Origin of the sequence: Azospirillum argentinense, assembly GCF_000632475.1 — a bacterium.
GTDB lineage: Bacteria > Pseudomonadota > Alphaproteobacteria > Azospirillales > Azospirillaceae > Azospirillum > Azospirillum baldaniorum.
Genome location: NZ_CP007794.1, coordinates 213741 through 239844, shown reverse-complemented (window position 1 = coordinate 239844; position 26104 = coordinate 213741). Strand labels below are relative to the sequence as shown.

Annotated in this window: 24 protein-coding genes and 1 tRNA gene; 15 read left to right on the top strand and 10 right to left on the bottom strand. The window is 68.2% G+C overall.

All coding sequences use genetic code 11. The features are described from left to right. Positions 1-11 precede the first annotated feature (11 nt). From ABAZ39_RS15310 to ABAZ39_RS15295, 4 genes are read left to right on the top strand one after another with little or no spacing between them, the layout of a single operon-like run. Positions 12-782 (top strand): ABC transporter ATP-binding protein, encoded by a 771-nt coding sequence (locus tag ABAZ39_RS15310; RefSeq protein ID WP_040133889.1) that lies wholly within the window; start codon positions 12-14, stop codon positions 780-782. Then, positions 782-1528 (top strand): ABC transporter permease, encoded by a 747-nt coding sequence (locus ABAZ39_RS15305; RefSeq protein WP_040133888.1) that lies wholly within the window; start codon positions 782-784, stop codon positions 1526-1528. The genes ABAZ39_RS15310 and ABAZ39_RS15305 overlap by 1 nt, the downstream gene beginning before the upstream one ends. Before the next feature lie 7 nt (positions 1529-1535). Next, positions 1536-2513, top strand: a complete 978-nt coding sequence (locus tag ABAZ39_RS15300; RefSeq protein WP_040133887.1) for an ABC transporter substrate-binding protein — start codon at positions 1536-1538, stop codon at positions 2511-2513. An 18-nt stretch (positions 2514-2531) separates the two neighbouring features. Then, complete coding sequence (locus tag ABAZ39_RS15295) at positions 2532-3311, top strand: 3-oxoacyl-ACP reductase (protein ID WP_040133886.1); 780 nt, start codon at positions 2532-2534, stop codon at positions 3309-3311. 124 nt (positions 3312-3435) lie between these two features. Here ABAZ39_RS15295 and ABAZ39_RS15290 read toward each other — a convergent pair whose 3' ends face one another. Beyond that, on the bottom strand, positions 3436-3642 hold the full coding sequence (locus ABAZ39_RS15290; protein WP_014198035.1) for a DUF6494 family protein: 207 nt from the start codon (positions 3640-3642) through the stop codon (positions 3436-3438). Positions 3643-3790: 148 nt separating this feature from the next. On the opposite strand from ABAZ39_RS15290, the gene ABAZ39_RS15285 reads away from it, so the two are divergent. The 4 genes from ABAZ39_RS15285 (at position 3791) to chrA (ending at position 7636) form a co-directional block, all read left to right on the top strand. Then, complete coding sequence (locus ABAZ39_RS15285) at positions 3791-4132, top strand: PepSY domain-containing protein (protein WP_040133885.1); 342 nt, start codon at positions 3791-3793, stop codon at positions 4130-4132. Positions 4133-4137: 5 nt separating this feature from the next. Beyond that, positions 4138-4797 (top strand): response regulator, encoded by a 660-nt coding sequence (locus tag ABAZ39_RS15280; RefSeq protein ID WP_040133884.1) that lies wholly within the window; start codon positions 4138-4140, stop codon positions 4795-4797. Then, positions 4794-6152: an ATP-binding protein gene (locus ABAZ39_RS15275; protein ID WP_040133883.1), complete on the top strand. Its 1359-nt coding sequence runs from the start codon at positions 4794-4796 to the stop codon at positions 6150-6152. The genes ABAZ39_RS15280 and ABAZ39_RS15275 overlap by 4 nt, the downstream gene beginning before the upstream one ends. Before the next feature lie 92 nt (positions 6153-6244). Next, on the top strand, positions 6245-7636 hold the full coding sequence (gene chrA, locus ABAZ39_RS15270) for a chromate efflux transporter (protein ID WP_040133882.1): 1392 nt from the start codon (positions 6245-6247) through the stop codon (positions 7634-7636). Positions 7637-7661: 25 nt separating this feature from the next. Here the strand turns inward: chrA and ABAZ39_RS35630 are convergent, their stop codons facing one another. The 7 genes from ABAZ39_RS35630 to ABAZ39_RS15240 all read right to left on the bottom strand — a co-directional run bounded on the left by ABAZ39_RS35630 (position 7662) and on the right by ABAZ39_RS15240 (position 17677). After that, positions 7662-8612: a hypothetical protein gene (locus ABAZ39_RS35630; protein WP_144243566.1), complete on the bottom strand. Its 951-nt coding sequence runs from the start codon at positions 8610-8612 to the stop codon at positions 7662-7664. A gap of 137 nt (positions 8613-8749) precedes the next feature. Continuing rightward, a complete protein-coding gene (locus ABAZ39_RS33070; RefSeq protein WP_081863068.1) occupies positions 8750-9385 on the bottom strand; it encodes a calcium-binding protein in 636 nt (211 codons plus the stop codon). 448 nt (positions 9386-9833) lie between these two features. Then, the gene (locus tag ABAZ39_RS36170; protein WP_014198041.1) at positions 9834-10004 is read right to left on the bottom strand and encodes a hypothetical protein; all 171 of its coding nucleotides are present in this window, start codon (positions 10002-10004) and stop codon (positions 9834-9836) included. A 147-nt stretch (positions 10005-10151) separates the two neighbouring features. Next, entirely contained in the window at positions 10152-10820 is a 669-nt protein-coding gene (locus ABAZ39_RS15255) for a glutathione S-transferase family protein (RefSeq protein ID WP_014198042.1), read from the bottom strand. A 101-nt stretch (positions 10821-10921) separates the two neighbouring features. Continuing rightward, positions 10922-11386, bottom strand: coding sequence for a GNAT family N-acetyltransferase (locus ABAZ39_RS15250; protein ID WP_040133880.1), 465 nt, complete (start codon positions 11384-11386; stop codon positions 10922-10924). Positions 11387-11573: 187 nt separating this feature from the next. Then, the gene (gene gltB, locus ABAZ39_RS15245) at positions 11574-16121 is read right to left on the bottom strand and encodes a glutamate synthase large subunit (RefSeq protein WP_040133879.1); all 4548 of its coding nucleotides are present in this window, start codon (positions 16119-16121) and stop codon (positions 11574-11576) included. 107 nt (positions 16122-16228) lie between these two features. Continuing rightward, on the bottom strand, positions 16229-17677 hold the full coding sequence (locus ABAZ39_RS15240; protein WP_040133878.1) for an NAD(P)-dependent oxidoreductase: 1449 nt from the start codon (positions 17675-17677) through the stop codon (positions 16229-16231). 392 nt (positions 17678-18069) lie between these two features. Here ABAZ39_RS15240 and ABAZ39_RS15235 point away from each other — a divergent pair, with 392 nt between their 5' ends. Beyond that, on the top strand, positions 18070-18870 hold the full coding sequence (locus ABAZ39_RS15235) for an undecaprenyl-diphosphate phosphatase (RefSeq protein ID WP_040133877.1): 801 nt from the start codon (positions 18070-18072) through the stop codon (positions 18868-18870). Between the two features lie 21 nt (positions 18871-18891). On the opposite strand, the gene ABAZ39_RS15230 is transcribed toward ABAZ39_RS15235, so the two are convergent. Both ABAZ39_RS15230 and ABAZ39_RS15225 read right to left on the bottom strand, forming a co-directional pair. Beyond that, complete coding sequence (locus ABAZ39_RS15230) at positions 18892-20067, bottom strand: MFS transporter (RefSeq protein ID WP_051658143.1); 1176 nt, start codon at positions 20065-20067, stop codon at positions 18892-18894. Between the two features lie 173 nt (positions 20068-20240). Continuing rightward, on the bottom strand, positions 20241-21230 hold the full coding sequence (locus ABAZ39_RS15225; RefSeq protein WP_040133876.1) for a complex I NDUFA9 subunit family protein: 990 nt from the start codon (positions 21228-21230) through the stop codon (positions 20241-20243). Positions 21231-21458: 228 nt separating this feature from the next. Between ABAZ39_RS15225 and ABAZ39_RS15220 the strand changes: the two genes are divergently transcribed. The 6 genes from ABAZ39_RS15220 to lptB all read left to right on the top strand — a co-directional run bounded on the left by ABAZ39_RS15220 (position 21459) and on the right by lptB (position 26095). Continuing rightward, positions 21459-21545: transfer RNA gene (locus ABAZ39_RS15220), tRNA-Leu, on the top strand. Between the two features lie 123 nt (positions 21546-21668). Beyond that, entirely contained in the window at positions 21669-22295 is a 627-nt protein-coding gene (locus ABAZ39_RS15215; RefSeq protein ID WP_040133875.1) for a ribonuclease D, read from the top strand. Positions 22296-22481: 186 nt separating this feature from the next. Beyond that, positions 22482-23498: a KpsF/GutQ family sugar-phosphate isomerase gene (locus tag ABAZ39_RS15210; RefSeq protein WP_144243565.1), complete on the top strand. Its 1017-nt coding sequence runs from the start codon at positions 22482-22484 to the stop codon at positions 23496-23498. A 26-nt stretch (positions 23499-23524) separates the two neighbouring features. Continuing rightward, positions 23525-24286, top strand: a complete 762-nt coding sequence (gene lptC, locus ABAZ39_RS15205; RefSeq protein WP_040133874.1) for an LPS export ABC transporter periplasmic protein LptC — start codon at positions 23525-23527, stop codon at positions 24284-24286. Between the two features lie 41 nt (positions 24287-24327). Continuing rightward, on the top strand, positions 24328-25239 hold the full coding sequence (locus ABAZ39_RS15200; RefSeq protein WP_040133873.1) for an LptA/OstA family protein: 912 nt from the start codon (positions 24328-24330) through the stop codon (positions 25237-25239). A 25-nt stretch (positions 25240-25264) separates the two neighbouring features. Further along, the gene (gene lptB / locus ABAZ39_RS15195; protein ID WP_372441550.1) at positions 25265-26095 is read left to right on the top strand and encodes an LPS export ABC transporter ATP-binding protein; all 831 of its coding nucleotides are present in this window, start codon (positions 25265-25267) and stop codon (positions 26093-26095) included. Positions 26096-26104 lie beyond the last annotated feature (9 nt).

Below are 26104 nucleotides of genomic sequence, written 5' to 3'. Positions count from 1 at the left end.
GGCGCCCGGCCATGCCTTTCGTCAGCATCGAACAGGCCGGCTACGGCGTCCCGAGCGGCGGCACCATCCTGGACCGCATCGACTGGACCATCGGGGAGGGCGAGTTCCACGCGCTGGTCGGGCGCAGCGGCTGCGGCAAGACGACCCTGCTGAAGCTGGTCGCCGGGCTGCTCGCCCCCTCGACCGGAGCCGTCCGCGTCCAGGGGCAGCCGGTGCAGGGGCCGGGCGCCCAGGTCGGTTTCGTCTTCCAGGCGCCGACGCTGCTGGAGTGGCGGACGGTGCTCGACAATTTGCTGCTTCCGGTGTCGCTGACGCGCCGTCCGCAGCCAGCGGACCGCCGCAAGGCGGAGGAGCTGCTGGACCTCGTCGGCCTGTCCGGACTCGAAGGGCGCTTCCCCAGCCAACTGTCGGGCGGGCAGCAGAGCCGCGTCGCGCTGGCCCGCGCGCTGGTCACCGAGCCGCCGCTGCTCCTGCTCGACGAGCCCTTCGCCGCGCTCGACGCCATCACGCGCGAGGAGTTGCAGGACGACCTGCTGAAACTCTGCGCCCGGCACCGCACGACGGTGCTGTTCGTCACCCACGACATCGCGGAGGCGGTCTATCTGGCCGACCGGGTGGCGGTGATGGAGGGTGGGCAATTGCGCCACGCCCTGCCGGTGCCGCTGGCCCGCCCGCGCGGGCGCGACGTCCGCTACAGCCCGCGCTTCAACGCCCTGTGCCTGGAGCTGCGCCACGCCATGGATGGCTCGAAGTCCGACGTGGCGCTGGAGCGCGCGTCGTGATGGTGCGCCTCGCCTCCGCCCTGCTGCTCGTCCTGCTGCTGGCGGGATGGGAGGTCTATTGCCGGGTGGCGGGGGTGTCGGCGCTGGTCGTGCCGCTGCCCTCGGCGGTTCTGCGCACGCTGTGGGACGGGCTGGCCGGCGGCTATCTGCTGCCGCACCTCTGGGTCACCACGGCGGAGATGGCGATGGGCCTCGCCGCCGGCTGCACCGTCGGCTTCCTCGCCGGGCTGCTGCTGGCCGAGGTGCCGGTGCTGCGCCGCCTGTTCTACCCCTACATCCTCGCCAGCCAGGTGGTGCCGAAGCTGGCGCTGGGGCCGCTGTTCATCGTCTGGTTCGGCTTCGGCATGACCTCCACCGTCGTCATCACGGCGCTGATCTGCTTCTTCCCGCTGCTGGAAAACACCATGACCGGTCTCCAGCAGGTCGATCCCAACAAGCGGGAGCTGTTCCGGATGTTGCGGGCGACGCGCCTGCAAACCCTGCTGCGCCTCAAGATTCCCTCCGGCCTGCCGGTGATCCTGGCGGGCCTGCGTGTCGCCGTGGTGCTGGCGCTGGTCGGCGCCGTCGTCGGCGAGTTCATCGGGGGCCGGCAGGGGCTGGGCGCCTCGATCATCGCGGCGCAGGGGATGATGGATTCGACCATGATGTTCGCCCTGTTCATCGTCATCACGGTGCTGGGCATGATCGTTTATCAGGCCGCCGCCGGGCTCGAACGGTGGCTGCTGCGCCGTCCGTGGAAAGGATAATCACACGATGTTCGGGTTCCTGCGCACCCTGGGTGCCGTCGCCGTTTCCTCCTTCCTATTGTCCTCCCCCGCGCTGGCGCTCGACAAGGTGACCGTGGCGGGCTGGAGCCAGCCGATCAGCGAGATCACCAACCTGCTGGCCGAGCCGGACAAGGGCTTCTTCAAGGCCAAGGGGATCGATCTCGGCTATGTGCCGGGGACCGGCGGCGGATCGGCCATCCAGAACATGCTGACCGGTCAGGCCGACGTGGCCTTTACGGACCCGGCCTCCTTCTACCTGGCGCTCGACAAGGGCGAGAAGCTGATCGCCATCTACAACATCTACCCGCAGAACGTCTTCAACGTGGTGTCGCCAAAGGAGCGCAACATCACCAAGCCCGAGGACCTGAAGGGCAAGCGGATCGGCGTCTACAGCCTGTCCAGCGGCACCCGCCAGAACCTCCAGGTGCTGCTGCATCAGGTGGGGCTGAGCGAGAAGGACGTGACCATCGAGGTGACCGGCTTGCTGAACTTTGCCCCCGTGATCCAGGGTCAGGTGGACGCCACCGCGGCGACCGACACGGGCCTGCATGTCGGGATGCAGAAGGGGCTGAAGGACATCAACGTCATCGAGGTCAAGGACACGCTGAACCTGCCCAGCGACATCTTCGTGGTGACGGAGGAGACCTACCGCACGAAGAAGGACGTTCTGAAGCGCTTCCTCGCCGCCTACCGCGACAGCGCCGCCTGGATGATCGCCGAGCCGGAGGAGGCCGCCCGCCTCGCCGTGACCCGTGCCATCAACGGCCGCGACGAGGCCACCAACCTCGCCATCATCAAGCTGCGCAACGCCTCCAGCGTGTCGGAGACGACCAAGGCGAAGGGCCTCGGCCACTTCGATCCGGAACTGATGCAGAAGGGGGCGGACACCTTCAAGCAGCTCGGCCTGATCGCGGCGGACCTCGACATGGGCACGCTGGTCCGGTCCGACCTGATCCCCGAATAAGGAAGGCTTAAGCCCGCCATGGATTTCCGCGACAAGACCGTCCTCGTCACCGGCGCCAGCCGCGGCATCGGCGCCGCCATCGCCAAGGCCTTCGCGGCGGAGGGGGCGGCGGTCGCCGTCAACTACCTGCAAAACGCCGATGCGGCGGCGGCGGCGGTGGCGGCCTGCCGCGATTTGGGCCGCGAGGCGGGCGGCGACGCCTGGGCGGTGCAGGCCGACGTGACCGACGCCGAGGCGGTGAACCGCATGGTGCAGCGCACGGCGGAGGAGTTCGGCAAGATCGACGTGGTGGTCAACAACGCCTTCCGCCCCTACGCCTTCGACCCAGAGAAGCGCACGCTGTTCTGGGACACCGAGTGGGCGGACTACCGGGGGCAGGTGGATGGCGCGCTGCTCGGCACCTACAACGTCTGCCGGGCGGTGCTGCCGGTGATGCGGCAGCGGCCCGGCGGCAGCATCGTGAACATGGCGACCGACCTCGTGGCCCGGCCCACCGTGCCCTATCACGACTACACGACGGCCAAGGCGGCGCTGGTCGGCTTCAGCCGCAATCTGGCGGCGGAGTTGGGGCCGCTGGGCATCCGCGTCAACTGTGTGGCGCCGGGGCTGGTCTACCCCACCGACGCCAGCCGGGCGACGAAGGAGGACGTGAAGGACGCCATCGTCGCCCAGACCCCGCTGCGCCGCATCGCCACGCCGGAGGACGTGACCGGCCCGGTGCTGTTCCTGGCGTCCGGCTGGAGCCGGTTCATGACGGGGCAGGTGCTGTATGTGGATGGGGGGTTGGTGATGGGGTGAGAGTGCGGGCGCGGTTGCCCCCCTCCCGACCTCCCCCCGCTGACGCAGGGGGAGGAGTTAAGCCATCCCCTGCGAAGCGGGGGAGGGTTTGGGTGGGGGCAATCGTCTGCCGACGCTTCCCCCGCTACTCCAACGCGATCTCCCCCTTGATCTCATGCTCCAGCCCGATGCCCTCGACGGTCAGCACGACGCGGGCCTGGAGCGTCTCGTTGCCCTTCAGCTTGCCGGCTTCCATCGCTTCGGTCACGGCGCGCTCGATCTCGCGCTGCGAGGTGACGCCGACGACCTTCAGGTATTTCCGGATGCCCATGTTGAAGGTGTCGTGGTCCATGATGCTCCTCCCTCTCTGATCGCTCCCGAAGACAACCGTCGCGGCAACGCTTTGTCCCGCATCCCTCTTGCCCCCTTCGGCCCATTCAGGTGCCGTTCAGCCGGCTTTGTGCTAACTGGGAACGTCCATTCGCCCGCCGGTTCCGACCATGAACGCCGTCCGCACCATCCTGCTGTCCCTGGTCCTCCTCGGCTCCGCCCTGCCGGCGGGCGCCGACGACGACCGCGACCACGAGCGGGCGCGGGAAGCGTTCCGCTCGGGCCGGGCGATGCCGCTGGAGGCCATCGTGGCCCGCGCGCAGGCCGATTTCCCCGGTGACATCCTGGACGTCGAGTTCGAGGATGAGGACGGGCAGATCGTCTACGAGATCAAGACCATCACCGCCGAAGGCCGCGTCCTGAAGCTGAAGTACGACGCCGCGACCGGCGATCTGCTGCGGGTGCGCGGGCGCAACGGAAAAGGCGAGGGCGGCCATCATGGGAAAAGGTGAGCGCCATGCGTCTGCTCGTCGTCGAGGATGATCCGGCGCTCGCCCGCCAGCTCGCCGAACGGCTGGAGGGCGAGGGCTACGCCGTGGACCGCGCCGCCGACGGCGAGGAAGGGCAGTTCCTCGGCGAGACCGAACCCTACGACGCCATCGTGCTCGACCTCGGCCTGCCGCGGGTGGACGGGCTGACGGTGCTGCGCTCCTGGCGCGCGGGCGGGATCACGGCACCGGTCATCATCCTGACCGCCCGCGGCGCCTGGACGGAGAAGGTCCAGGGCATCGACGCCGGGGCCGACGACTATCTGGCGAAGCCCTTCAGCATGGAGGAGCTTCTCGCCCGCATCCGCGCGCTGATCCGCCGCTCCAAGGGCCACGCCTCGGCGGAGATCGCTTGCGGCGGGGTGGTGCTGGACACCCGCTCGGGCCGGGTCACGCTGGACGGGCAGACGGTGGATCTGACCGGGCACGAGTTCCGCGTGCTCGATTACCTGATGCACCGCAAGGGGCAGCTGGTCTCGCGCACGGAGCTGACCGAGCACATCTATGCCCAGGATTTCGACCGCGATTCCAACACCATCGAGGTCTTCGTCGGCCGCCTGCGCCGCAAGCTGGGCGCCGACCTGATCAAGACCGTGCGCGGGCTCGGCTACAAGCTGGAGGCGCCGTGAGCGGGGGGGCGCGGCGGCTGACCGGGTCGCTGCGCTTCCGCCTGCTGGCCGGGGCGGCGGTGTGGATCGCGCTGGCCCTGGCGCTGGCCGGGCTGGTGCTCTCCGGCCTGTTCCGCGACCATGTGGCCCGCCGCTTCGAGGCGGAGCTGACCAACCATCTTGACCAGCTCGCCGCGCTGACCGAGCTGGGGGCGGACGGCGCGCCGCTGCTGCGCCAGCCGCTCAGCGACCCGCGCTTCCGCCGGCCGCTGTCGGGACTCTACTGGCAGGTGGGGCCGGGGGACGCGCCGGTTCTCCGCTCCCGCTCCCTGTGGGACGAGGCGCTGGCCCTGCCGCCGGACGAGGTGGCCGACGGCGACATCCACCGCCACAGCGTCGTCGGCCCCGCCGGGCGCCATCTGTCGGTGCTGGAGCGCGCCGTGACCCTCCCCAACGGGACGGCGCCCCTGCGCATGGCGGTGGCGCAGGACGAGTCGGAGCTGCGGGCGGTGGTGGTCGACTTCAACCGGGTGCTCTGGCTGTCGCTGGGGGCGCTGGCGCTGGCGCTGATCGCCGCGGCGGTGGTCCAGGTGTCGGTGGGGCTGCGCCCGCTGGTGCGGCTGCGCGCTGAGCTGGCCGCGGTGCGGGCCGGGCGCCGGAAGCGCTTCGGCGGCGATTCCCCGCGCGAGGTGCAGCCGCTGCTCGACGACCTGAACGCCCTGCTGGACCATTCGGAGGTGGTGGTGGTCCGGGCGCGGCTCCAGGCCGGCAACCTCGCCCACGCGCTAAAGACGAACCTCGCCGTGCTGGCGAACGAGGCGGAGGGGGAGGCGGCCGCCCGGCGGGTGGCGGAGATGCGCCGCCACATCGACCATCACATGGCCCGTGCCCGCGCCGCCGCTGCCCGCGGTCTGCCCGGCGTCGCTACCCCGGTGGCCGACAGCGCCGGGGCGCTGGCGCGGGTCCTGGAAAAGCTTCAGGGTGGGGGCAGGGGCGGAGGACGGGTGACGGTCACCGTCCGCGTCCCGCGCGAGCATGTCTTCGCCGGGGAGCGCGAGGACCTCGACGAGATGCTGGGCAACCTGCTGGACAACGCCATGACGTGGGCGGGGTCGCGGGTGGAGGTCGCGTCGCGGCTGGAGGCGGGCGGGATGCTGGCGGTGGTGGTTGAGGACGACGGGCCGGGCCTGCCCGCCGACCGGCGGGACGCCGTGCTGGCCCCCGGCGTGCGGCTGGACGAAAGCACGCCGGGCAGCGGCCTCGGCCTTGCCGTCGTGCGCGACGTGGCGCGGCTCTACGGCGGCGACCTGCGGCTGGGCGATTCGCCGCTCGGCGGCCTGCGGGTGGAGCTGGTTCTGCCGGCGGCGTCGCCCTGACCGGCGCAAGACTTCCGTCACATCTCCGCGCTGGCGGCGGACCGTCCCTTGTGGTCTGAATGGTGTCCCTTCGCGTGCTCCGGAGACGACGGATGACCCAGGCGGACAGCGCCAACGCACCCGGTGTGGACACCGCCGGCCACGGGGTGAGCCTCGGCGAGGCCACGCGGGTCTGGGCGCGGATCGCGGTGCTGAGCTTCGGCGGCCCGGCCGGCCAGATCGCCATGATGCACCGCATCGTGGTGGACGAGAAGAAGTGGATCGGGGAGGAGCGGTTCCTCCACGCCTTGAACTACTGCATGCTGCTGCCAGGGCCGGAGGCGCAGCAGCTGGCCGTCTACATCGGCTGGCTGATGCACCGGACGGTGGGCGGGCTGATCGCCGGCGTCCTGTTCGTCCTGCCCGGCGCGCTGGCCATCATGGTGCTCAGCCTGCTCTACGCGACGCTGGGAAACACCGGGCCGGTGCAGGGGCTGTTCTTCGGGCTGAAGGCGGCGGTGCTCGCCGTCGTGCTGGAAGCGGTGGTCCGCGTCGGGCGGCGCACGCTGAAGAACGGGGCGATGGTCGCCCTGTCGGCGGCGGCCTTCCTGGCGATCTTCGCCTTCAATGTCCCGTTCCCCCTGATCATCCTGACCGCCGCCCTGATCGGGCTGGGTGGGGCGCGGCTGGGCGTCTCCGCCTTCCGGCCGATGCCGCACGGGCCGGCTGCGTCCACGCACGGGAGCAGCCTTCTGGGCGAGGAGACGCCGGACCACGCGCGCCCCTCCACCGCTTGGTCGCTGCGGGTCGGGGCGGTCTGCCTCGCCCTGTGGCTGGGGCCGGTGCTGGCGCTGCTGCTGACGCTGGGGCCGGACAACACGTTCACCGGCATCGCCGTCTTCTTCTCCAAGATGGCGGTGGTGACCTTCGGCGGCGCCTACGCCGTGCTGGCCTATGTGGCGCAGCAGGCGGTGGAGACCTACGGCTGGCTCCATCCCGGCGAGATGCTCGACGGGCTGGGCATGGCGGAGACGACGCCGGGGCCGCTGATCATGGTGGTGCAGTTCGTCGGCTTTCTCGGCGCGCTGCGCGATCCGGGGGCGCTGCCGCCGCTGCTGGCCGGGGCGCTGGGCGGGCTGCTGACCACCTGGGTCACCTTCGTGCCCTGCTTCCTGTGGATCTTCCTCGGCGCGCCCTATGTCGAGGCGCTGCGCGGCAACCGGATGCTCGGCGCCGCCCTGTCGGCGATCACGGCGGCGGTGGTCGGTGTGATCCTGAATCTGGCGCTGTGGTTCGCCCTGCACACGCTGTTCGCCCGGCTGGAACCGGTGTCCGTCGCCGGAATGAGCCTGGACCTGCCGGTTCTCGCCAGCGTCAACCTGCCCGCCCTGGCGCTGACCGTGGCGGCGGTGCTGGCGGTGTTCCGCTTCAAGGCGGGGATGCTGCCCACCCTGGGCGCCTGCGCGCTGGCCGGCGTGGCGCTGCGCATGGCGGGGGTGGCGTAGCGGGAGCCCTACACTTTATAAATGATCAGTAGCTGGCTCGCAGGCCGCGCCAATACTGGCGAGCTGCCTCTGCGTCCTCACCGAAGGCGTTTCCCTTCAACGGTCCGATGGCAGACCCGACGTTGGTCAGGAAGTCGGTGTCGATGACGCGGCCATCGGTACCGGAAACTGCCCCCGCCGCCGAAGGTTGTGCGGTTATCGGCTGAATGAGCGCCTGATCCAATGAGAATTCCCGGTCCTTCGAGACTGTATGCGTCTGCGGGAGACCAGTACGCTCGGCCACCAGCGACGCGGCGTCACGCTCACCCATCGGGCGCAAAGCCTTGTCGATGGCCGACAAATCGACACCTGCGGCTTTCAGCTTGTAAACGGCGTCGGTTTCGCCGCGCGTCGACATCAGGCGGGATTCCCCTGGGTCAATCGGTTGGAACGGGTTGACGACGCCGCTCCCGCCAGCCAGCAACCGAGCGTTTGGCGTCAATGCCTTGAGTTGGTCGGACAGAGCGGCGTAATCGTCGGAGCCATCCTGCCCGCTCTGCAGCAACGCGGACAACTTCTCCATCATTCCCGCCCGCTTTTCCGAAGCCGCGCGCAGCGCCTCCCTGAAATCGGAAGACGTCGCAGAACCGCTGGAGAACAGATCGGCGTTGTCATTGTTGGTCATGCGGAAGGTTGCCGCATAAGCGCCGAGACGTGCCTCCTTGGTTCGTTGCTTCAAAGCGTTGTGCACATCCTCGCCAGAGAGCGCGCCGCTGTCGACGAGAGAGGAAAGCTGAGACCGTGTCTCAACCGACAACGCGTTGAAGGCGTTAAGTGATTCATCACGAAGGGCCGAAGCCAACGGGCTGAATGACACTTGGTCTGTTGGCGCCGGAATTCCAGCAACCGTCTTTGGTGATGCGGATGTCGCTTGGGAGAGGGAGTTGAGGCTCTGTACCGAACCGTTCGTCAAATTCGATGTTCCCAGCACGTTCATCGTCGCATCCTCCTTCGCCATGTCCAGCAGGGGCAGTTACTCGACGGACGTCATGCAAGCTGGAGCCCGCCTGCAACGCAGGCTCCAGCTACGGCGAATGACCGGTTGTCGAAAAACTCAGTTGATGATCAGCCAATTCAGGCGAATTGCACATCCCAGCTGTTGAATATCGCGGCGTCCCAAGTGGTGATCTGACCGCCGTTGAGGACGGCATATTCAATTGTACCCACTCCTGGATTGCCCTGATTCGTCAGCATGCCACGGATGACAATGCCATTATCGAAGGTGCCGTCGTCCCACTCACCCGGCTGGAAAATGTATAAAGTCGAACGGTCTCCAGCCCAGTAGAGGTTGAGCGTCGTCGCATTGTACATGAACAGGGCGTCAGCGTTTCCAAATTGGTCGCCAGACATGTCGTCGATTACGGTCACGCCACCAAGCGCGAAGTTATGGAAGTAATAATCATTGCCGGACCCGCCGTAAAGGTAGTCGGCATAGTTCGCGAAATCACCCGTTCCAGAGTTGCCGCCACCGAAGAGTGTGTCATTGCCGTTATTGCCGTAAAGCACGTCGCTCCCAGCGCCACCATCCAATACATCGTTGCCGTCGTCGCCCCAGAGTCTGTCGTTACCCCCGAAGCCCTCAAGGGTATCGTTGCCCTGCAATCCAACGATGGTGTCGTCCCCTGCGGAACCCTGCAGGGTATCATTGCCGGCAGTCCCAATGACGGTGCTGATCCGATGCTCCATTAATTTTATAGTTGTGCGAAACATCACACTTCGCTCTTATAAAATGCATAGATGCGAGTTTAAGTCTATAAAAAAGATGAAATCATTCAATCAATAACCATTAGATTGTGAATTAATGCGCAATGCAGCAAATTCGCACATTCGTGAGGTGAATTTTCAACGGAAGAGATCCGTGAGATGCTTTGCAATCGTCACGGGGAAATGATCTGCGCCTCATGGCGTGGCAGGGGGAAGCAAGGGCGGGTGGCGGATCCACCGGCCCACGCTTTCGACAAAGGGCGGTCGGAAACCGCGCGGCTCGTGACTGGACACTGGCGGACGATTCACCGGATCGGCGGTTCAACAAGGAAACCCATGGCCATCCACGGTCAGCCGAGCCGCCAAGCCTGTGCTGTTCCTTCCAAACATGTCCGGGCACACGTGGCAGCCTGTCGCCGCAGGCCGCGCCGGGGAGGGCGCGGCCCGGCCCGGCTCAATGCATCTCCTGAACCTGGGCGATGCGTTCGGTGATTCCTTCGAGGCGGCGGGACAGCTGGTCCTCGTCCTCCGGCGCGATCTGGCCCTTGCGTTGGGCAAGCCGCAGGGCCGCTTGCGCCTCCTCCAGGCAATCGAGCGTGTGACGCACGTAGTCGTGTTGGGCCATGCCCCCATCCTCCTCAGCCGTTCTGCTACAAAAGCGAAACAGACCGGTACGGACGGGGTTCCCTCCTTTGGCGGGGCCTATCTCGGTCGGACAGATCGGGCGGCGAGAGCCTTGCCTGGAATTTTCCCGCAGAGATCGTGGGGGAATTCAGAAATCCAGGTCGGCGTAATGGCGCGGCGGCGGGCAGCCGGGGATGCTGTCGGTCAGCAGGCCGCGGAAGCTGGGGCGCGACTTGATGCGGGCGTACCAGTCCTTGGCCTCCGGCACCTTGTCCCACGGCACGTTGTCCACGTAGTCGACGCAGGACAGCGCCGCCGCCGCCGCGATGTCGGCCACCGTGAAGCTGGAGCCGGCCAGCCAGGGGCGGCGTTCGGACAGGAAGGCGATGTATTCCATGTGGTACTGGATGTTCGCCAGCCCGGCGCGGATCGCCGGGGCGTAGGGATGGCCCTGGCCGGACAGCCGCTTGATGAGCTTCTCACCGACCAGATTCTCGGTCACTTCGCGGTCGAAGGTCCGGGTGAACCAGTCGACGATCCGGCGCACCTCGGCGCGGGCCGCCACCTCCCGCGGCATCAGGGCCACGTCGGGATAGGCCTCCTCCAGATACTCCAGCACGGGCAGTCCGCCGGCCACGACGGTTCCGTCCTCCTCCACCAGCACCGGCGGCTCGCCGGCGGGGTTGAGCATCAGGAAATCCTCGCGCCGTTCCCACGGCTTCTCGATGACCGTGTCGAAGGGAAGACCCTTCTCGGCCAGCATCACCCGCGCGACGCGGGACAAGGGATGGAGGGGGTGGTGATGGAGTGTCCGCATGCCGGGCCGGACTGTAGCGTATGGGGAGCGTGGAAAACAGTCTGCGCTTTGGCTTGTGACGCCGCTCCTTCGGCTTATGGATTAACCGTGCCGAGGGGGTGTCAAAGGGCGGATTTGCGGTAGACCACCAGGGGTTCCGCATCCCCTCCGGTTTCGGTGGCGGGCACCGGGGTCCAGCCGTTGTGCTCGTAGAAGGCGCGGGCCGCCGCGTTGCGCGAGGCGCAGGCCAGTTCGGCGGAGCCGCGCAGCAGAGTCAGCGCCTCGCGCAGCAGCGCGCTGCCGATGCCCCGTCCCCGCCACTGCGGGTCGATGAACAGGGTGTGGATGAAGCGCTCGCTGGCATCGACGGAGACGAACCCGACGACCAGCCGCGTGGTGCCGTCCAGTTCAGCCACCAGCACCTCCTCCCCATCCACGCAGTCGTAATAGTCGTCCAGGCCGAACCGGTCCTCGGGTTGCCAGGAAAAGGCGGCGCGGCGCCCGTGCAGGAAGATGTCGGCACAGCGTGGCCCGTCGGCCGCCGTGGCGAAGCGAATGTCGATGCGCAAGCCGTCCTCTGCCGGCATGACGCCCTCCCGTGTGGTTGCGGATGCCCCCAGGCGGTCCTAACAACCCGTGCCGCACCAGATTATTCCAAGAACCGGCGCCATGAAAAGGACGCCTGCGCCGCCGCCGACGTGAAAAACGGCGGCCCGGTTACCCCGGACCGCCGTTTGCGTATGCACAATCCACTGGGGATTTACTGCTTGGGTCTTACTCCGCCGAGATGGCCTTCGGCAGATGGACCGGCACTTCCAGACGGTTCAGCATTTCCTTCGGAACCACCTGCCAGAACTTGGTCACCTCACGCGCCCAATCGTTGAGGATCTCGGCGGCGAAGCGGCTCTGCGTCTCCGTCACATGCTCCTCGATCAGGTGCTTGAGCTGGCTCTCGTAATGGCCGACCTCGATGCGCTGGAAGATCACGCTCTCGTCGTTGATGTAGAGCGGCAGACTGTCGTCCAGGTCGTAGACGTAAGCCATGCCGCCCGTCATGCCGGCGGCGAAGTTGTCGCCGACGCGGCCGAGGATGACCGCCGTGCCGCCCGTCATGTACTCGCAGCCGTTGGAGCCGCAGCCCTCGACCACCACGGTGGCGCCGGAGTTGCGGACGGCGAACCGCTCGCCGGCCTGGCCCGCGGCGAACAGCTTGCCCGCCGTCGCGCCGTAGAGGACCGTGTTGCCGATGATCGTGTTCTTGTTGGTCTCCAGCGGGCTGGAGGTCGTCGGGCGGACGACGATGGTGCCGCCCGACAGGCCCTTGCCGACGTAGTCGTTGGCGTCGCCCATCACCTCCAGCTTGATGCCCTGCACCGCGAAGGCGCCCAGCGACTGGCCGGCGGTGCCGCGCAGGCGGATGGTGATGTGACCGGGCTGCAGCCCGAACATCCCGAACTTGCGCGTCACCATCGAGGACAGCCGCGTGCCGATGGCGCGCTGCGTGTTGCGGGCGTTGTAGGCGAGCTGCATCTTCTCGCCCTCCTCGAACAGCGGGCGGGCGTCGGCGACGATGCGGGCGTCCAGCGTGTCCGGCACCTCGTTGCGGCCCTGCAGCGTGCAGTAGCGGGCGTTCTCGCCGGGATCGACCTGGGCCAGCAGCGGGTTCAGGTCGAGGTCGTCGAGATGCTCGGCGCCGCGGCTGACCTGATGGAGCAGGTCGGTGCGGCCGATCACCTCGTTCAGCGAGCGGAAGCCCAGGCCGGCCAGGATCTCGCGCACCTCTTCCGCCAGGAAGGTGAAGAGGTTGACGACCTTCTCCGGCGTGCCGACGAACTTCTGGCGCAGCTTGTCGTCCTGCACGCAGACGCCGACCGGGCAGGTGTTGCTGTGGCACTGGCGGACCATGATGCAGCCCATGGCGATCAGGCTGGCCGTGCCGATGCCGAACTCCTCGGCACCCAGCATGGCGGCGATCACGATGTCGCGGCCGGTCTTCAGGCCGCCGTCGGTGCGCAGCCGCACGCGGTGGCGCAGGCGGTTCAGCGTCAGGACCTGATGGACCTCCGACAGGCCCATCTCCCAGGGCAGGCCGGCGAACTTGATCGAGGTCTGCGGGCTGGCGCCCGTGCCGCCGCTGTTGCCGGAGATCAGGATGATGTCGGCGTTGGCCTTGGCGACGCCCGCGGCAATCGTTCCGATGCCGGAACGGCTGACCAGCTTCACCGTCACTTTCGCATCCGGATTGATCTGCTTCAGGTCATAGATGAGCTGGGCGAGATCCTCGATCGAGTAGATGTCGTGGTGCGGCGGCGGGCTGATGAGCATCACGCCCGGCGTCGAGTGACGCAGCCGCGCGATCATCTCGGTCACCTTGAAGCCGGGGAGCTGGCCGCCCTCGCCGGGCTTGGCGCCCTGGGCGACCTTGATCTCCAGCTCGCGGCACTGGTTCAGGTACTCGGCGGTGACGCCGAAGCGGCCCGAGGCCACCTGCTTGATGGCGCTGTTCCAGTTGTCGCCGTTCTTGTCCGGACGGAAGCGCGCCGGATCCTCGCCGCCCTCGCCGCTGTCGGACTTGGCGCCGATGCGGTTCATGGCGACGTTCAGCGTGCCGTGGGCCTCGGGCGACAGGGCGCCCATGGACATGCCCGGCGTGATGAAGCGCTTGCGGATCGCGGTGATGCTCTCCACCTCGTCCACCGGCACCGGGGCCTTGGTGGAGCGCAGCTCCAACAGGTCGCGGAGCTGCATCGGCGGGCGCTTGTTCACCTGCTCGCTGTACTTCTTGAAGGTGGTGTAGCTGTCGTTGGTCACCGCCTGCTGCAGCGTGTGGATCACGCCGCCTTCCCAGCCGTGGCGGTCGCCCGACTTGCGGAAGCGGTAGAAGCCGCCGACCGGCAGGGCCACGACCTCCTCGTTGTAGGCGGTGGCGTGCTGCTCCAGCACCTTCTTCTGGATGCCGTTCAGGCCGATGCCGGAGATGCGGCTGACCATCGCCGGGAAATGCTCGGCGACCAGCGCGCGCGACAGGCCGATGGCCTCGAAGTTGCCGCCGCCGCGGTAGCTGCTGATGACCGAGATGCCCATCTTGGACATGATCTTCAGCAGGCCGTCGTCGATGGCCTTCTTGTAGTTGGCCATGCCCTTTTCCAGCGGCATGGCGCCGAACAGGCCGCGGCGGTGACGCTCGGCGATGGCCTCCTGCGCGAGGTAGGCGTTGACCGTGGTGGCGCCGACGCCGATCAGCACGGCGAAGTAGTGGGTGTCCAGCCCCTCCGCCGTGCGCACGTTCAGCGAGGTGAAGGTGCGCAGGTTGGAGCGGATCAGGTGCGTGTGCACCGCACCGGTGGCGAGGATCGCCGGGATGGCGGCGCGCGCCGGGCCCATCGCCTCGTCGGTCAGGATGACGTGGGTGGCGCCGCCGCGAACGGCGTCCTCCGTCTCCTGGCGGATGCGGCGCAGCGCGTCGCGCAGGGCCTCCGGACCGCCGTCGACCGGGAAGGTCGCGTCGATCTCGGCCGCCGTGTCGCCCATGTAGTCGCGCATGGCGCGGAACTCGGCGGTCGTCAGGACCGGCGATTCGAGCTGCAGCAGGCGGGTCTGCGTCTCGTCCTCGTCCAGGATGTTGCCGAGGTTGCCGAGCCGCGTCTTCAGGCTCATCACCCGGCGCTCACGCAGCGAGTCGATGGGCGGGTTGGTGACCTGGGAGAAGTTCTGGCGGAAGAAGTGGTGCAGGCCGCGGTACTTGTCGGACAGCACGGCAATGGGGCTGTCGTCGCCCATCGAGCCGATGGCCTCCTTCCCGTCCTCCACCATCGGGTGCAGGATCAGCTCCATGTCTTCCATGGTCAGGCCGAAGGCTTGCTGGCGGCGGCGCAGCTCGGCCTTGTCCATGTCCGACGGCTCGCCCTTCAGCGAGGCGGTCTTGACCAGCTCGTCCAGGTGGGTGGTGTTCTGCACCCACTTGTCCCACGGCTTCAGCGTGGCGAGATGGTCCTTCAGCTCGCGGTCGCGGTAGAGCTTGCCGGACTGGAGGTCGACGGCGATCATCTCGCCCGGGCCGAGGCGGCCCTTCTCGATGACCTGGGTCTCGTCGATCTTCACCATGCCCGTCTCGGACCCGCCGATGATCAGGCCGTCGGTGGTGATCGTGTAGCGCATCGGGCGCAGGCCGTTGCGGTCCATGCCGCCGACGACCCAGCGGCCGTCGGTCATGGCCAGCGCCGCCGGGCCGTCCCACGGCTCCATGACGGAGTTGCAGTACTGGATCAGCGCCTTGTGGTTGTCGGGCGTGGTCTGCGAGCTGGTCAGCGCCTGCGGCACCAGCATCATCTTGACCATCGGGGCGGTGCGGCCGGCGCGGACCATCACCTCGAACACGGTGTCGAGCGAGCCGGAGTCCGACAGGCCGACGCCGATCACCGGCTTCAGGTCCTGCATGTGGGTGCCGAAGGCCGGATGCTCCATCCGGGTCTCGTGCGCCTTCATCCAGTTGACGTTGCCCTTGACCGTGTTGATCTCGCCGTTGTGGGCGAGCATGCGGAAGGGCTGGGCCAGCGGCCAAGTCGGGAAGGTGTTGGTCGAATAGCGCTGGTGGTAGATGGCGAAGTCGGACTCGAAGCGCTCGTCCAGCAGGTCCGGGTAGAAGGTGGTCAGCTGCTCGGCCAGGAACATGCCCTTGTAGATGATCGAGCGGGCGGACAGCGAGCAGATGTAGAAGTCGTTGATCTGCTCACCCTTCACCGCCTTCTCGATGCGGCGGCGGATGATGTAGAGGTCCAGCTCGAACTGCTCGTCGGACACGCCCTTGTTGTTGCCGACGATGATCTGCTCGATCTCCGGACGGGTGGCGTTGGCCTTCTCGCCGATGATGTCGACGTTGATCGGCACCTGGCGCCAGCCGTAGATGTAGTAGCCGAAGGCCAGGATCTCGGTCTCGACGATGCAGCGGCAGGCTTCCTGCGCGTCCAGGCTGATGCGCGGCAGGAAGACCTGGCCGACGGCCAGCTTGTTGTCCGGCGCGCGGTGGCCGATGACCTTCACATGGTCCTTGAAGAACTTCTGCGGCACGGCGACGTGGATGCCCGCACCGTCGCCCGTCTTGCCGTCGGCGTCCACGGCGCCGCGGTGCCAGACGGCCTTCAGCGCCTCGATGCCTTTCTCGACCACCGAGCGGCGGGGCTTGCCGTCGATCGCGGCGATGAAGCCGACGCCGCAGGCGTCGTGCTCATCCTCCGGGTTGTAGGCGTTGGCAGTGGTCAGCGCCGCGGCGTTGGCGCGGAAGTCGGCGACGAACTGCTCACCCTGGTTCAACTCGGTGGTCATCGGTGGACCCTTTCAATCAGTCTGTTCGGAAGGGGGACTTCGCCCCTTCACCCCCGCCAGGGGCCGAAATGGACCCCTGGAACCCGCGGAATTATAGATTGCTCAGCTTATTCAGCCGCGACGGCGACCGGCGTCTCGGCCTTTGCCTTGGCGTAGGCGTGGATGCCCTCCGCCGCGTCGCGGCCGTCGCGGATGGCCCACACCACCAGCGAGGCGCCGCGCACGATGTCGCCGGCGGCGAACACGCCTTCCAGGTTGGTCATCTTGCTGCGGTGGTCGACCAGCAGCGTGCCCCAGCGGGTGACCTTCAGTTCCGTCTCGCCGAACAGGGCGGGCAGGTCCTCGGGCTCGAAGCCGAGCGCCTTGATGACCAGATCGGCCTGGACGGCGAACTCCGACCCCTCGATCACCTGCGGGGTCTGGCGGCCGGTGGCGTCGGCGACGCCCAGATGGATGCGCACGGCGCGCACCCCGGTCACCACCGTATCGCCGGTGAAGCCTTCCGGGGCGGCCTGCCAGATGAACTCCACGCCCTCTTCCTCGGCGTGGGCGACCTCGCGTTGCGAGCCCGGCATGTTCTTGCGGTCGCGGCGGTACAGACACTTGACCGACGTGGCGCCCTGGCGGATGGCCGTGCGCACGCAGTCCATGGCGGTGTCGCCGCCGCCCAGAACCACCACATGCTTGCCGGCGGCGTTCAGGGAGCCGTTCTCGTACGCCTCCACCGTGTCGCCCAGGCTGACCTTGTTGGAGGTAGTCAGATAGTCCAGCGCCGCCACGATGTTGCCCAAGCCCGAGCCCGGCGCCTTGATGTCGCGCGCCTTGTAGACGCCGGTGGCGACCAGGACGGCGACGTGCTTGCGGCGCAGCTCCGGCAGGGAGGCGTCGCGGCCCACCTCGAAGTTCGGGTGGTAGATCACCCCGGCGTCGGCCAGCAGCTGCACGCGGCGCTCGACCACCGACTTCTCCAGCTTGAAGCCGGGGATGCCGTAGACCAGCAGGCCGCCCATGCGGTCGTAGCGGTCGTAGACATGCACCTCGTAGCCCTTGGCGCGCAGCTCCTCGGCGGCGGCGAGGCCGGCGGGACCGGCGCCGATGACGCCGACCGAGACGCCCAGCTCACGCGACGGCTTGCGCGGCTTCACCCAGCCCTGATCCCAGGCGGTGTCGTTGATGTACTTCTCGACCGAGCCGATGGTGACGGCGCCATGGGTCGACTGCTCGATGACGCAGTTGCCCTCGCACAGGCGGTCCTGCGGGCAGATGCGGCCGCAGATCTCCGGGAAGTTGTTGGTGGCCTGGGAGACCTCGTAGGCCTCCTCCAGCCGGCCTTCGGAGGTCAGCTTCAGCCAGTCGGGAATGTTGTTGGAGACCGGGCAGTGCACCTGGCAGAAGGGAACGCCGCACTGCGAGCAGCGGTTGGCCTGCTCGTTGGCGCGCTCGTCGCTGAAGCGGGCGTAGATCTCGGCGAAATCCTGGCGGCGCTCCGCGGCCGGGCGTTTGTCGGGCATCCGCTGCGCGGTGTGCACGAAGCCCAACATCCTCTGGTTCGCCATAACGCCTGCTCCTTCTTCCCGTGTCCCGTGCATGGGGACGGCGCCGGCGGCCGGGCGACCCTTCTTCGTGCCGGTGGGGCATGGCGAGGGGCGTGGCCGCAGTGAAAACGAAAGCCCGCGGTCACGCGGTCTGAACGTCATATACCGCAAGAGAAGGCACCGCGCGAGCATATTTTCGCCGTTAGGACAGCATGGCTGACCAAAGCGTGACTCGATGTCGCGGAGGCTTCCGTAGACGGCGGGAGTGCCTGAAAAACAAGCAAGAATATTAGGTCCGATCCGAGACTATCGCCCAATTCGGGGTATCGCCCCATGGGTCGTCGCCTTCGCCATGTTGCACTGCTATAAGCCGGACATTGCCATCCGCCATCCTGTCAGAGGCCACGCGCCGCATGCTGATCGACCAATATCTGGACGCCGCTCTGCTCGGCCTGATCGAAGGGCTGACCGAATTCCTGCCGGTCTCGTCCACCGGGCACCTGATCATTTTCGACACCCTGCTGGGCTTCGAAGGGCCGCCGGGCAAGGTGTTCGAAGTAGTGATCCAGCTCGGTGCGATCCTGGCGATCTGCACGGTCTATTTCGCACGGCTGTGGAACGTGGTCACCGGGCTGAAGGACGATCCGGGCGCCCGCCACTTCGCCATGGCGGTGATCCTGGCCTTCCTGCCGGCCATGGTGCTGGGGGCGGCGCTGCACGGCGTCATCAAGGCGGTGCTGTTCAACCCGACGGTGGTCAGCGTCGCGCTGATCCTGGGCGGCGTCGGCATCCTGATGGCGGAACGGCTGGTGCCGGTCGCGCGCTACCACCAGATCGAGCGCTTCCCGGCGCCGCTCGCCTTGAAGATCGGCCTGTGCCAGTGTCTGGCGCTGGTGCCGGGCGTGTCGCGCTCGGGCGCCACGATCATCGGCTCGCTGCTGATGGGTGTAGACCGGCGAACCGCCGCGGAGTTCTCCTTCTTCCTGGCGATCCCGACCATGGCCGGCGCCACGGTCTACGACCTCTACAAGAACTGGAGCCTGATGAACGTCGACTCCGCGCTGCTGATCGGAGTCGGCTTCGTCACCGCCTTCGTCGCGGCGGCGCTGGTGGTGAAGGTGTTGGTGGACTTCGTCGGGCGCTACGGCTTCGCGCCCTTCGCCTGGTACCGCATCGCCATCGGCACGGGGATGCTGGCGTTCCTCTATCTCTGAACGAAACCCCTCCCGCGCGCCTCAGCCCTGCCGGGCGACGGCGCGCGAGGAGGCCGCGGCGATGACCAGGGCCAGCGCGGCGACCAGGGCGAAGGAAAAGCCCACCGTGCTGGTCTCCGCCACGAAGCCGAGCAGGGCCGGGCCGGTCAGCACCCCGGCGTAGCCGAGGGTCGCCACCGCGGCGATGGCCTGACCGGCCTCCCCCTCCGCCTTGGCCCCGGCGGCGCTGAACAGCACCGGCACCACGTTCGACAGGCCGAGCCCGGTCAGCCCGAAGCCGGCGACCGCGACCACCGGCCCGCCGCCGGTCAGCGCGACGGCCAGCCCGGCGAAGGCCAGCACCGCCCCGGCGCGGACCAGCAGCGGCCCGCCGAACCGCTGGCGCAGCCGGTCGCCGCAGAAGCGGCCCACCGCCATGGCGCCGGAAAAGACAGCGAAGCCCAGCGCCGCGATCGACGCCGCACCCCCCAGATCCTCGCGCAGATAGACGGCGCTCCAGTCCAGAATCGCGCCCTCGCTCATGAAGGCCAGGAAGGTCAGCGCGCCCAGCAGCAGCGTGCCGCGGTCGGGCAGGGCGAGGCCCGTCGGCTCCGCCTGCTGATCGGCACTTCCGGGCAGGAAGCGGCGGTGCAGCGCGAAGAACAGGGCGAGCAGCGCCGCCGCGAGGATGGAGGCCTGGACCGGCGGCGGCAGGATCTGCAGCAGCAGGCCGCCGACCCCGGCGCCGAACAGGCCGCCCAGGCTCCACATGCCGTGCAACGACGACATGATCGGCCGCCCAAGATGGCGTTCCACCAAGGCGCCGTGGGCGTTCATCGCCACGTCCATGGTGCCGCCGGCCGCCCCGAACAGGAACAGCACGGCGCACAGCGACAGCAGGTCCGGCATCAGCGCCGGCAGCGGCAGGATCAGGGCGAAGGCCACGGCGGTGATCCGGATCACCGGGGCGCTGCCGACGCGGCCGAGCAGCGGGCCGGTGCCGACCATGGCGGTCAGCGCCCCGGCGGCGAGGCAGAGCAGGGCGACGCCGAGCACGCCGGGGCTGAGGTCCAGATGATCCTTGATCGCCGGAATCTGGGTCGCCCAGACGCCGAAGACCGAGCCATTGACGAAGAAGGCCGCCAGGGAGGCCAGCCGGGCGCCCGGGGCGCGGTCGGCGAATTCCCGTATGGTGAAATCCTGCGTTGCGGCCTGCATGATTCTCCGCGCCTCTTCCGTCGCCCCGATGAAGGGGCCAGATGCGGCAGGCGGGCGCGGGAATCAAGGCCGCGCGCCGCAGGGCACCCTTGCGCGGGTTCGCAGGAACCGAAAACGGCGAAAGCCCCGGCGGCGAGCCGAGGCTTTCGTGTCGATGGCGCGGGCCTGTAGGGTCAGTGCGCGCCGGAATGGTTGCCGGCGTCGCGCGGCATCGTGTTGGAGCGGCCGCCGACGATGAAGCGCGACAGGTAGGTCGGCAGGACCACCTCGCAGCTCGACAGGTTGGTGATGCCCAGCTCCTTGAAGCCCGGCGCGCCGGCGGCGGCGACGTTGTCGGTCCGCAGCATCTCCACCTGGTCGCGGGTCAGCGGCGGGGCGACGATCGGCGGCACCTTCTCGAGCAGGCCGCCCAGCGTCTCCGCGATGTTCCAGGGAACCGGCACGAGGAAGCGCTTGCGGCGGATTTCCCGCAGCATGAGCTGCATCAGCTCCTTGAAGCTGTAGACGCGGGGGCCGCCCAGCTCGAAGGTCCGGCCAGCGGCCGAGTCCAGCGTCACGGCGGCGGCGATGGCGTCGGCCAGATCGCCGACATAGACCGGCTGGAACTTCGTCGCCCCGCCGATCAGCGGCAGCGCCGGGGAAACCTGCGCCATGGCGGCGAATTTATTGAAGAAGCCGTCCTCCGGCCCGAAGACGATGCTCGGGCGGATGATGGTGGCGCCGGGGAAGGCCTGCATCACCGCCTGCTCGCCCGCCGCCTTGGACTTGGCGTAGGCCGAGGCGGACTTGGCGTCGGCGCCGATGGCCGAGACGTGGACGAGACGGCGCACGCCGCTGGCCTTGGCGATGCGGGCGATGCGCGCCGGGGCGTCGACATGCACGGTCTGGAAATTCCAGGCCCCGCGCTCGTAGAGCGTACCGATCAGGTTGATGACGGTGTCCGCGCCCTGGATGGCCCGCGCGACGGACTGGTCGTCCTTCACGTCGGCGGCCATCGGCACGATCTGCCCGACCGAGCCGGCGGTCTTCAGGAAGTTGGCCTTGTTCGGATGCCGCGACACCACGCGCACGATGGCGCCGGTCTTGGCGAGGCGGCGAATGAGATGGCGGCCGACGAATCCCGAACCGCCGAACACCGTGACCACTTCAGAGCGATAGGACATCGACCTTCTCCCGTGCCGTTGGGCCCGCAAATTCTTCCCTGCCGGGCCGCCCGCCGACGGGGCGGGGCGACCGGATCGGGGGTTGCTTATATAGAAACCTCCCAGAAGAGGCTAGGGCCTGACGCGCCGCCCGCGGCCCATTTCGCGCCCAGCCGGGCTTTCGGCGCGAAAGTGAAAAAAGCTGTTGACGGGTCTCCGCCAGCCGGCTACATAAGCGGCCCACACCGAGCCCAGGTGGCGGAATTGGTAGACGCGCAGGTTTCAGGTACCTGTGGCAGAAATGTCGTGGAAGTTCGAGTCTTCTCCTGGGCACCATATCTACCCGGCTGCGCCGCATGCTACGGTCCTCCCCCAGCGGGACGGAAAGGTAGCAGAGCGGCGTTCGTCGTTTCTGGGGTCCGTGGCCGGGGGCCGTCCTATTGAGCGGGAAGCCACCCAATGCCCATCGACCTCCATGACGGCGACCTGCCGGACGGTCTCGACCTGAAGTCCCTCGCCCGCGGCGGCGCCGTCGCCATCGACACCGAGACCATGGGGCTGAACCCACACCGCGACCGGCTGTGCCTGGTCCAGCTGTCCCCCGGCGACGGCACGGTGCATCTGGTCCAGTTCCGCAAGGGCGAATACGACGCTCCGAACCTGAAGCGCCTGCTGACCGATCCCGAGGTCACCAAGCTGTTCCATTTCGCCCGGTTCGACGTGGCGGTGATGCGGGCCTATCTCGGCGTCGCCTGCCAGCCGGTCTACTGCACCAAGGTGGCGTCCAAGCTGGTCCGCACCTTCACCGACAAGCACGGGCTGAAGGATCTGGTGAAGGACCTGCTGGGGGTGGAACTGTCCAAGCAGCAGCAGTCCTCCGACTGGGGTGCGGCTGAACTGACGCCGGAGCAGATGAAATACGCCGCCTCCGACGTGCTGCACCTGCACGATCTCAAGGAGAAGCTCGACGTCATGCTGGCGCGCGAGGGGCGGACCCATCTCGCCAAGGCCTGCTTCGACTTCCTGCCGGCCCGCGGGGAACTGGACCTCGGCGGTTGGGAACAGCCGGACATTCTGTCGCATTGATTGGCCATCGTCTTGAAAGGCGGCCCGGTGGAATAGGCCGGGACCTTCGGACGTTGATTTGACCGGACGCGCGCGGGTGGGCATACTGCCCGCGCGGCGGCTGGCCCGTTGTCGCGGATACGCGCGCTGCCAGTCGGAGTACCCATTTTCGGCCCGATGGGCCAACCAGAAGAGGCAAGCACCGCCTTGACGAGCCTGACCGCAACCAGCCGGATCGATAGCCCGGCCGACTGCCCGCCTGACGCCGCGGCCGGCCGCGACATCGCGAGCGCCCGGCGCGTCCTGCGGATGGAGGCCGACGCCCTGACCGCGCTGGCGGACGGGCTGGACGGCGCCTTCGTGCGTGCGCTGGACCGTCTGGCCGGGATCGCCGGGCGTGTCGTCGTCTCCGGAATGGGCAAGTCCGGCCATGTGGCGCGCAAGATCGCCGCGACTCTGGCCTCCACCGGCACGCCGGCCTTCTTCGTCCATCCGGGCGAGGCGAGCCACGGCGACCTCGGCATGATCGCCCGGCAGGACGCGGTCATCGCCCTGTCCAATTCCGGCGAGACGCACGAGCTGTCGGACATCGTCGCCTACACCCGCCGCTTCGACATTCCGCTGATCGGCATTACCCGGCGCGCCGGCTCCTCCCTGGCCGAGCAGGCCGACGTCGCGCTGGTGCTGCCGCCGACGCCGGAGGCCTGTCCGCTGGGGCTGGCCCCGACCACGTCGAGCACGATGATGCTGGCGCTGGGCGACGCCCTGGCGGTGGCGCTGCTGGAGCGGCGCGGCTTCACGGCGGCGGATTTCAAGCAGTTCCACCCCGGCGGCCAGCTCGGCCGGGCGCTGTTGAAGGTGACCGACGTGATGCACAAGGGCGACGATATGCCCCTGTGTGCCTTGGATACGCCGCTTTCCACCGTCATATTCGAGATGACGGCCAAGCGGCTGGGTTGCGTCGGCGTGGTGGACGCCACGGGCGCCCTGGCCGGCGTCATCACGGACGGCGACCTCCGCCGCCACCTGACGCCGGAGCTGTGGGCGGAGCGGGCCGACAGCATCATGTCCCCGCGGCCCAAGACGATCCGCCCCAAGGCGCTGGTCGAGGAGGCGCTGCGGGAGATGAACGAGAAGCAGATCACCAGCCTGTTCGTGGTGGAGGCGGACCGGCCGCTCGGTGTTGTGCACATTCACGATTGCCTGCGCGCCGGGGTGGCGTGACGGGCAGCCGGAGGACGGTTGACGCCATGGACAGCGACCTGAAGGATCGGACGGTGAACACGAAGGAGCGGCGCGCCGATGCGCCTTCCCTCGCCGCGCAGCTCATGGCCATGCCGGGGGCGAGGTCGCCGTCGGCGGCGGCTGCGACCGACGACGGCGAGGCGGCCAAGCGCGTCCACCAGCGCCGGAAGATCCGGCCGGTCAGCCGGGTCTACAGCCGTTTCGTCACCGGAATGAAGTTCGTACTTCCGGCGCTGGCGCTGGCGGTGATGGCGCTGATCGCCGTCTGGCCCTCGCTGACCGAGCTGCCGAGCCTGCGCATCTCCGCCGACAAGGGCCAGCTTGAGATGATCAAGCCGCGCTACATCGCGGTGGACGAAGACAACCAGCCCTTCTCGCTGGTGGCGGCCAAGGCCGACCGCATCGCCGACGAGCCGGACATCGTCCTGCTCGACCAGCCGGAGGCCGAGATGACCCAGACCGACGGCACCTGGGTGACCATGCGCTCCGACAAGGGCTGGTACAATCAGGTCACCGGTATTCTGAAAATGCGGGGTCATGTCCGCGTCATGCGCGACGACGGCAACGAATTCACCACCGAGGAAGCGGACTCCGACATCCGCAAGGGCACCGCCTGGGGCGATGTCCATGTCGTGGGCCAGGGGCCGCAGGGCGTCATCAACGCCGAAGGCTTCCGCCTGTCCGACCGTGGCAAGACGATGGTGTTCCTGAACCAGTCCAAGGCCGACGTCCAGGCCGCCGAAAGCCCCGGAGGAAAGACGCGTTGAGTGCAGTCCCGCCGAGTGTCGCGCCGTCGAGTGACGCGCCGTTGAGTGTCGCTTCGCGTGCAGCCACCGTTGCGGCCCCGCTGCTGGCCGCGCTCCTCCTGCTGTCGGTGGCGTCCGTCCCGGCGGCGGCCCAGGGGCTGCCCGGCCTCGGCGGCGGCCCCAACCCGATCGAGGTCGACGCCGACCAGGCCATCGAATGGCACCAGGACGTGCGCGCCTATGTGGCGCGCGGCAACGCCTCGGCCAAGCGCACCGACAGCACCGTCTACGCCGACGTGCTGACCGCCTATTACCGCGAGGTGCCCGGCAAGGGGAACGAGGTGTTCCAGCTCCTCGCCGAAGGCAACGTGCGCATCGTCAGCCCGACCCAGGAGGTCTTCGGCGAGCGCGGCGTCTATGACGTGGACAAGCAGGTCGCCGTGGTCACCGGGCGCAACCTCAAGCTGGTCACCCGCACCGACATCGTGACGGCGCGCGACACGCTGGAATATTACGAGGCCAAGAACCTGACGGTGGCCCGCGGCGACGCCGTGGCCGTGCGCATCGCCAACGGCGACCGGCTGCGCGCCGACATCCTGATCGGCCAGCTCAAGAAGATGCCGGACGGCTCGACCCAGATGGAGCGCATCGACGGTGCCGGCAGCGTGGTGGTGACCACCGCGACCGACGTGGCGCTGTCGGACAAGCTGGTCTATTCGGTGGCCGACGAGACGGCGGTGCTGCTCGGCAACGTCAAGATCACCCGCAACGACAACCAGCTCAATGGCGACGCTGCCGAGATGAACATGAAGACCAAGGTCAACCGGGTGATCGCCGGTCCCGCCACCGGCGGGCGGGTGATGGGTCTTCTGGTCCCCGGCCAGGAGCCGGGCGCGCCGGGTGGGCGCCCCACCGCCCAGGCGGGCGGCAAGCCCACCGCGCAAACGGGCGGCACCCCCGCCGCGAAGCCCTGACCGACCCGGCAGCGAAACAATGGCCATGGACATCGAAGACCGGGACCTCGGCGGCCCGACCCTTTCCGCCTCGAACCAGTCGGGCCACCCGGCGGGCCGCCCGGCGGGCCATCCCGCCACCGACGCGCACCCGACCGAAGGGCTGGTGGCCCTGCATCTGGGCAAGGCCTACAAGAAGCGCCCGGTCGTCCGCGACGTGACCGTGACGGTCCAGCGCGGCGAGGCGGTCGGCCTGCTCGGCCCCAACGGGGCGGGCAAGACGACCTGTTTCTACATGATCACCGGGCTGATCGCCGCCGACTCCGGGACCATCCTGCTCGACGGGCAGGACATCACGGCGCTGCCCATGTACCGCCGGGCGCGGCTGGGCATCGGCTATCTGCCGCAGGAGGCGTCGATCTTCCGCGGCATGTCGGTGGAGAACAACATCCGCTCCGTATTGGAGGTGGTGGAGCCCAACCGCGACACGCGCGAGCAGATGCTGGACGAGCTGCTGGCGGAGTTCTCGGTCACCCACCTGCGCCGCGCCCCGGCGCTGGCCCTGTCGGGTGGCGAGCGGCGGCGCGTCGAGATCGCCCGCGCGCTGGCCTCCCAGCCGCACTTCATCCTGCTCGACGAGCCGCTGGCCGGCATCGACCCGATCGCGGTGAACGACATCCGCGAGCTGGTCAGCCACCTGCGCGACCGCGGCATCGGCGTGCTCATCACCGACCACAACGTGCGTGAAACGCTCGATCTCGTCGATCGGGCATACATCTTGCACGATGGTGTGGTACTAATGGAGGGAGAGCCGGCCGAGATCGTGGCGCACGAGGACGTGCGCCGGGTCTACCTCGGGGACCGGTTCAGCCTCTAGTGCGGTTTC

Excerpts from the sequence above, each read along its gene's own strand:
- ABAZ39_RS15310 (WP_040133889.1), top strand. The coding sequence starts at position 12 with ATGCCTTTCGTCAGCATCGAACAGGCCGGCTACGGCGTCCCGAGCGGC.
- ABAZ39_RS15305 (WP_040133888.1), top strand. The coding sequence starts at position 782 with ATGGTGCGCCTCGCCTCCGCCCTGCTGCTCGTCCTGCTGCTGGCGGGA.
- ABAZ39_RS15300 (WP_040133887.1), top strand. The coding sequence starts at position 1,536 with ATGTTCGGGTTCCTGCGCACCCTGGGTGCCGTCGCCGTTTCCTCCTTC.
- ABAZ39_RS15295 (WP_040133886.1), top strand. The coding sequence starts at position 2,532 with ATGGATTTCCGCGACAAGACCGTCCTCGTCACCGGCGCCAGCCGCGGC.
- ABAZ39_RS15290 (WP_014198035.1), bottom strand. The coding sequence starts at position 3,642 with ATGGACCACGACACCTTCAACATGGGCATCCGGAAATACCTGAAGGTC.
- ABAZ39_RS15285 (WP_040133885.1), top strand. The coding sequence starts at position 3,791 with ATGAACGCCGTCCGCACCATCCTGCTGTCCCTGGTCCTCCTCGGCTCC.
- ABAZ39_RS15280 (WP_040133884.1), top strand. The coding sequence starts at position 4,138 with ATGCGTCTGCTCGTCGTCGAGGATGATCCGGCGCTCGCCCGCCAGCTC.
- chrA (WP_040133882.1), top strand. The coding sequence starts at position 6,245 with ATGACCCAGGCGGACAGCGCCAACGCACCCGGTGTGGACACCGCCGGC.
- ABAZ39_RS35630 (WP_144243566.1), bottom strand. The coding sequence starts at position 8,612 with ATGAACGTGCTGGGAACATCGAATTTGACGAACGGTTCGGTACAGAGC.
- ABAZ39_RS33070 (WP_081863068.1), bottom strand. The coding sequence starts at position 9,385 with ATGTTTCGCACAACTATAAAATTAATGGAGCATCGGATCAGCACCGTC.
- ABAZ39_RS36170 (WP_014198041.1), bottom strand. The coding sequence starts at position 10,004 with ATGGCCCAACACGACTACGTGCGTCACACGCTCGATTGCCTGGAGGAG.
- ABAZ39_RS15255 (WP_014198042.1), bottom strand. The coding sequence starts at position 10,820 with ATGCGGACACTCCATCACCACCCCCTCCATCCCTTGTCCCGCGTCGCG.
- ABAZ39_RS15250 (WP_040133880.1), bottom strand. The coding sequence starts at position 11,386 with ATGCCGGCAGAGGACGGCTTGCGCATCGACATTCGCTTCGCCACGGCG.
- gltB (WP_040133879.1), bottom strand. The coding sequence starts at position 16,121 with ATGACCACCGAGTTGAACCAGGGTGAGCAGTTCGTCGCCGACTTCCGC.
- ABAZ39_RS15240 (WP_040133878.1), bottom strand. The coding sequence starts at position 17,677 with ATGGCGAACCAGAGGATGTTGGGCTTCGTGCACACCGCGCAGCGGATG.
- ABAZ39_RS15235 (WP_040133877.1), top strand. The coding sequence starts at position 18,070 with ATGCTGATCGACCAATATCTGGACGCCGCTCTGCTCGGCCTGATCGAA.
- ABAZ39_RS15230 (WP_051658143.1), bottom strand. The coding sequence starts at position 20,067 with ATGCAGGCCGCAACGCAGGATTTCACCATACGGGAATTCGCCGACCGC.
- ABAZ39_RS15225 (WP_040133876.1), bottom strand. The coding sequence starts at position 21,230 with ATGTCCTATCGCTCTGAAGTGGTCACGGTGTTCGGCGGTTCGGGATTC.
- ABAZ39_RS15215 (WP_040133875.1), top strand. The coding sequence starts at position 21,669 with ATGCCCATCGACCTCCATGACGGCGACCTGCCGGACGGTCTCGACCTG.
- lptC (WP_040133874.1), top strand. The coding sequence starts at position 23,525 with ATGGACAGCGACCTGAAGGATCGGACGGTGAACACGAAGGAGCGGCGC.
- lptB (WP_372441550.1), top strand. The coding sequence starts at position 25,265 with ATGGACATCGAAGACCGGGACCTCGGCGGCCCGACCCTTTCCGCCTCG.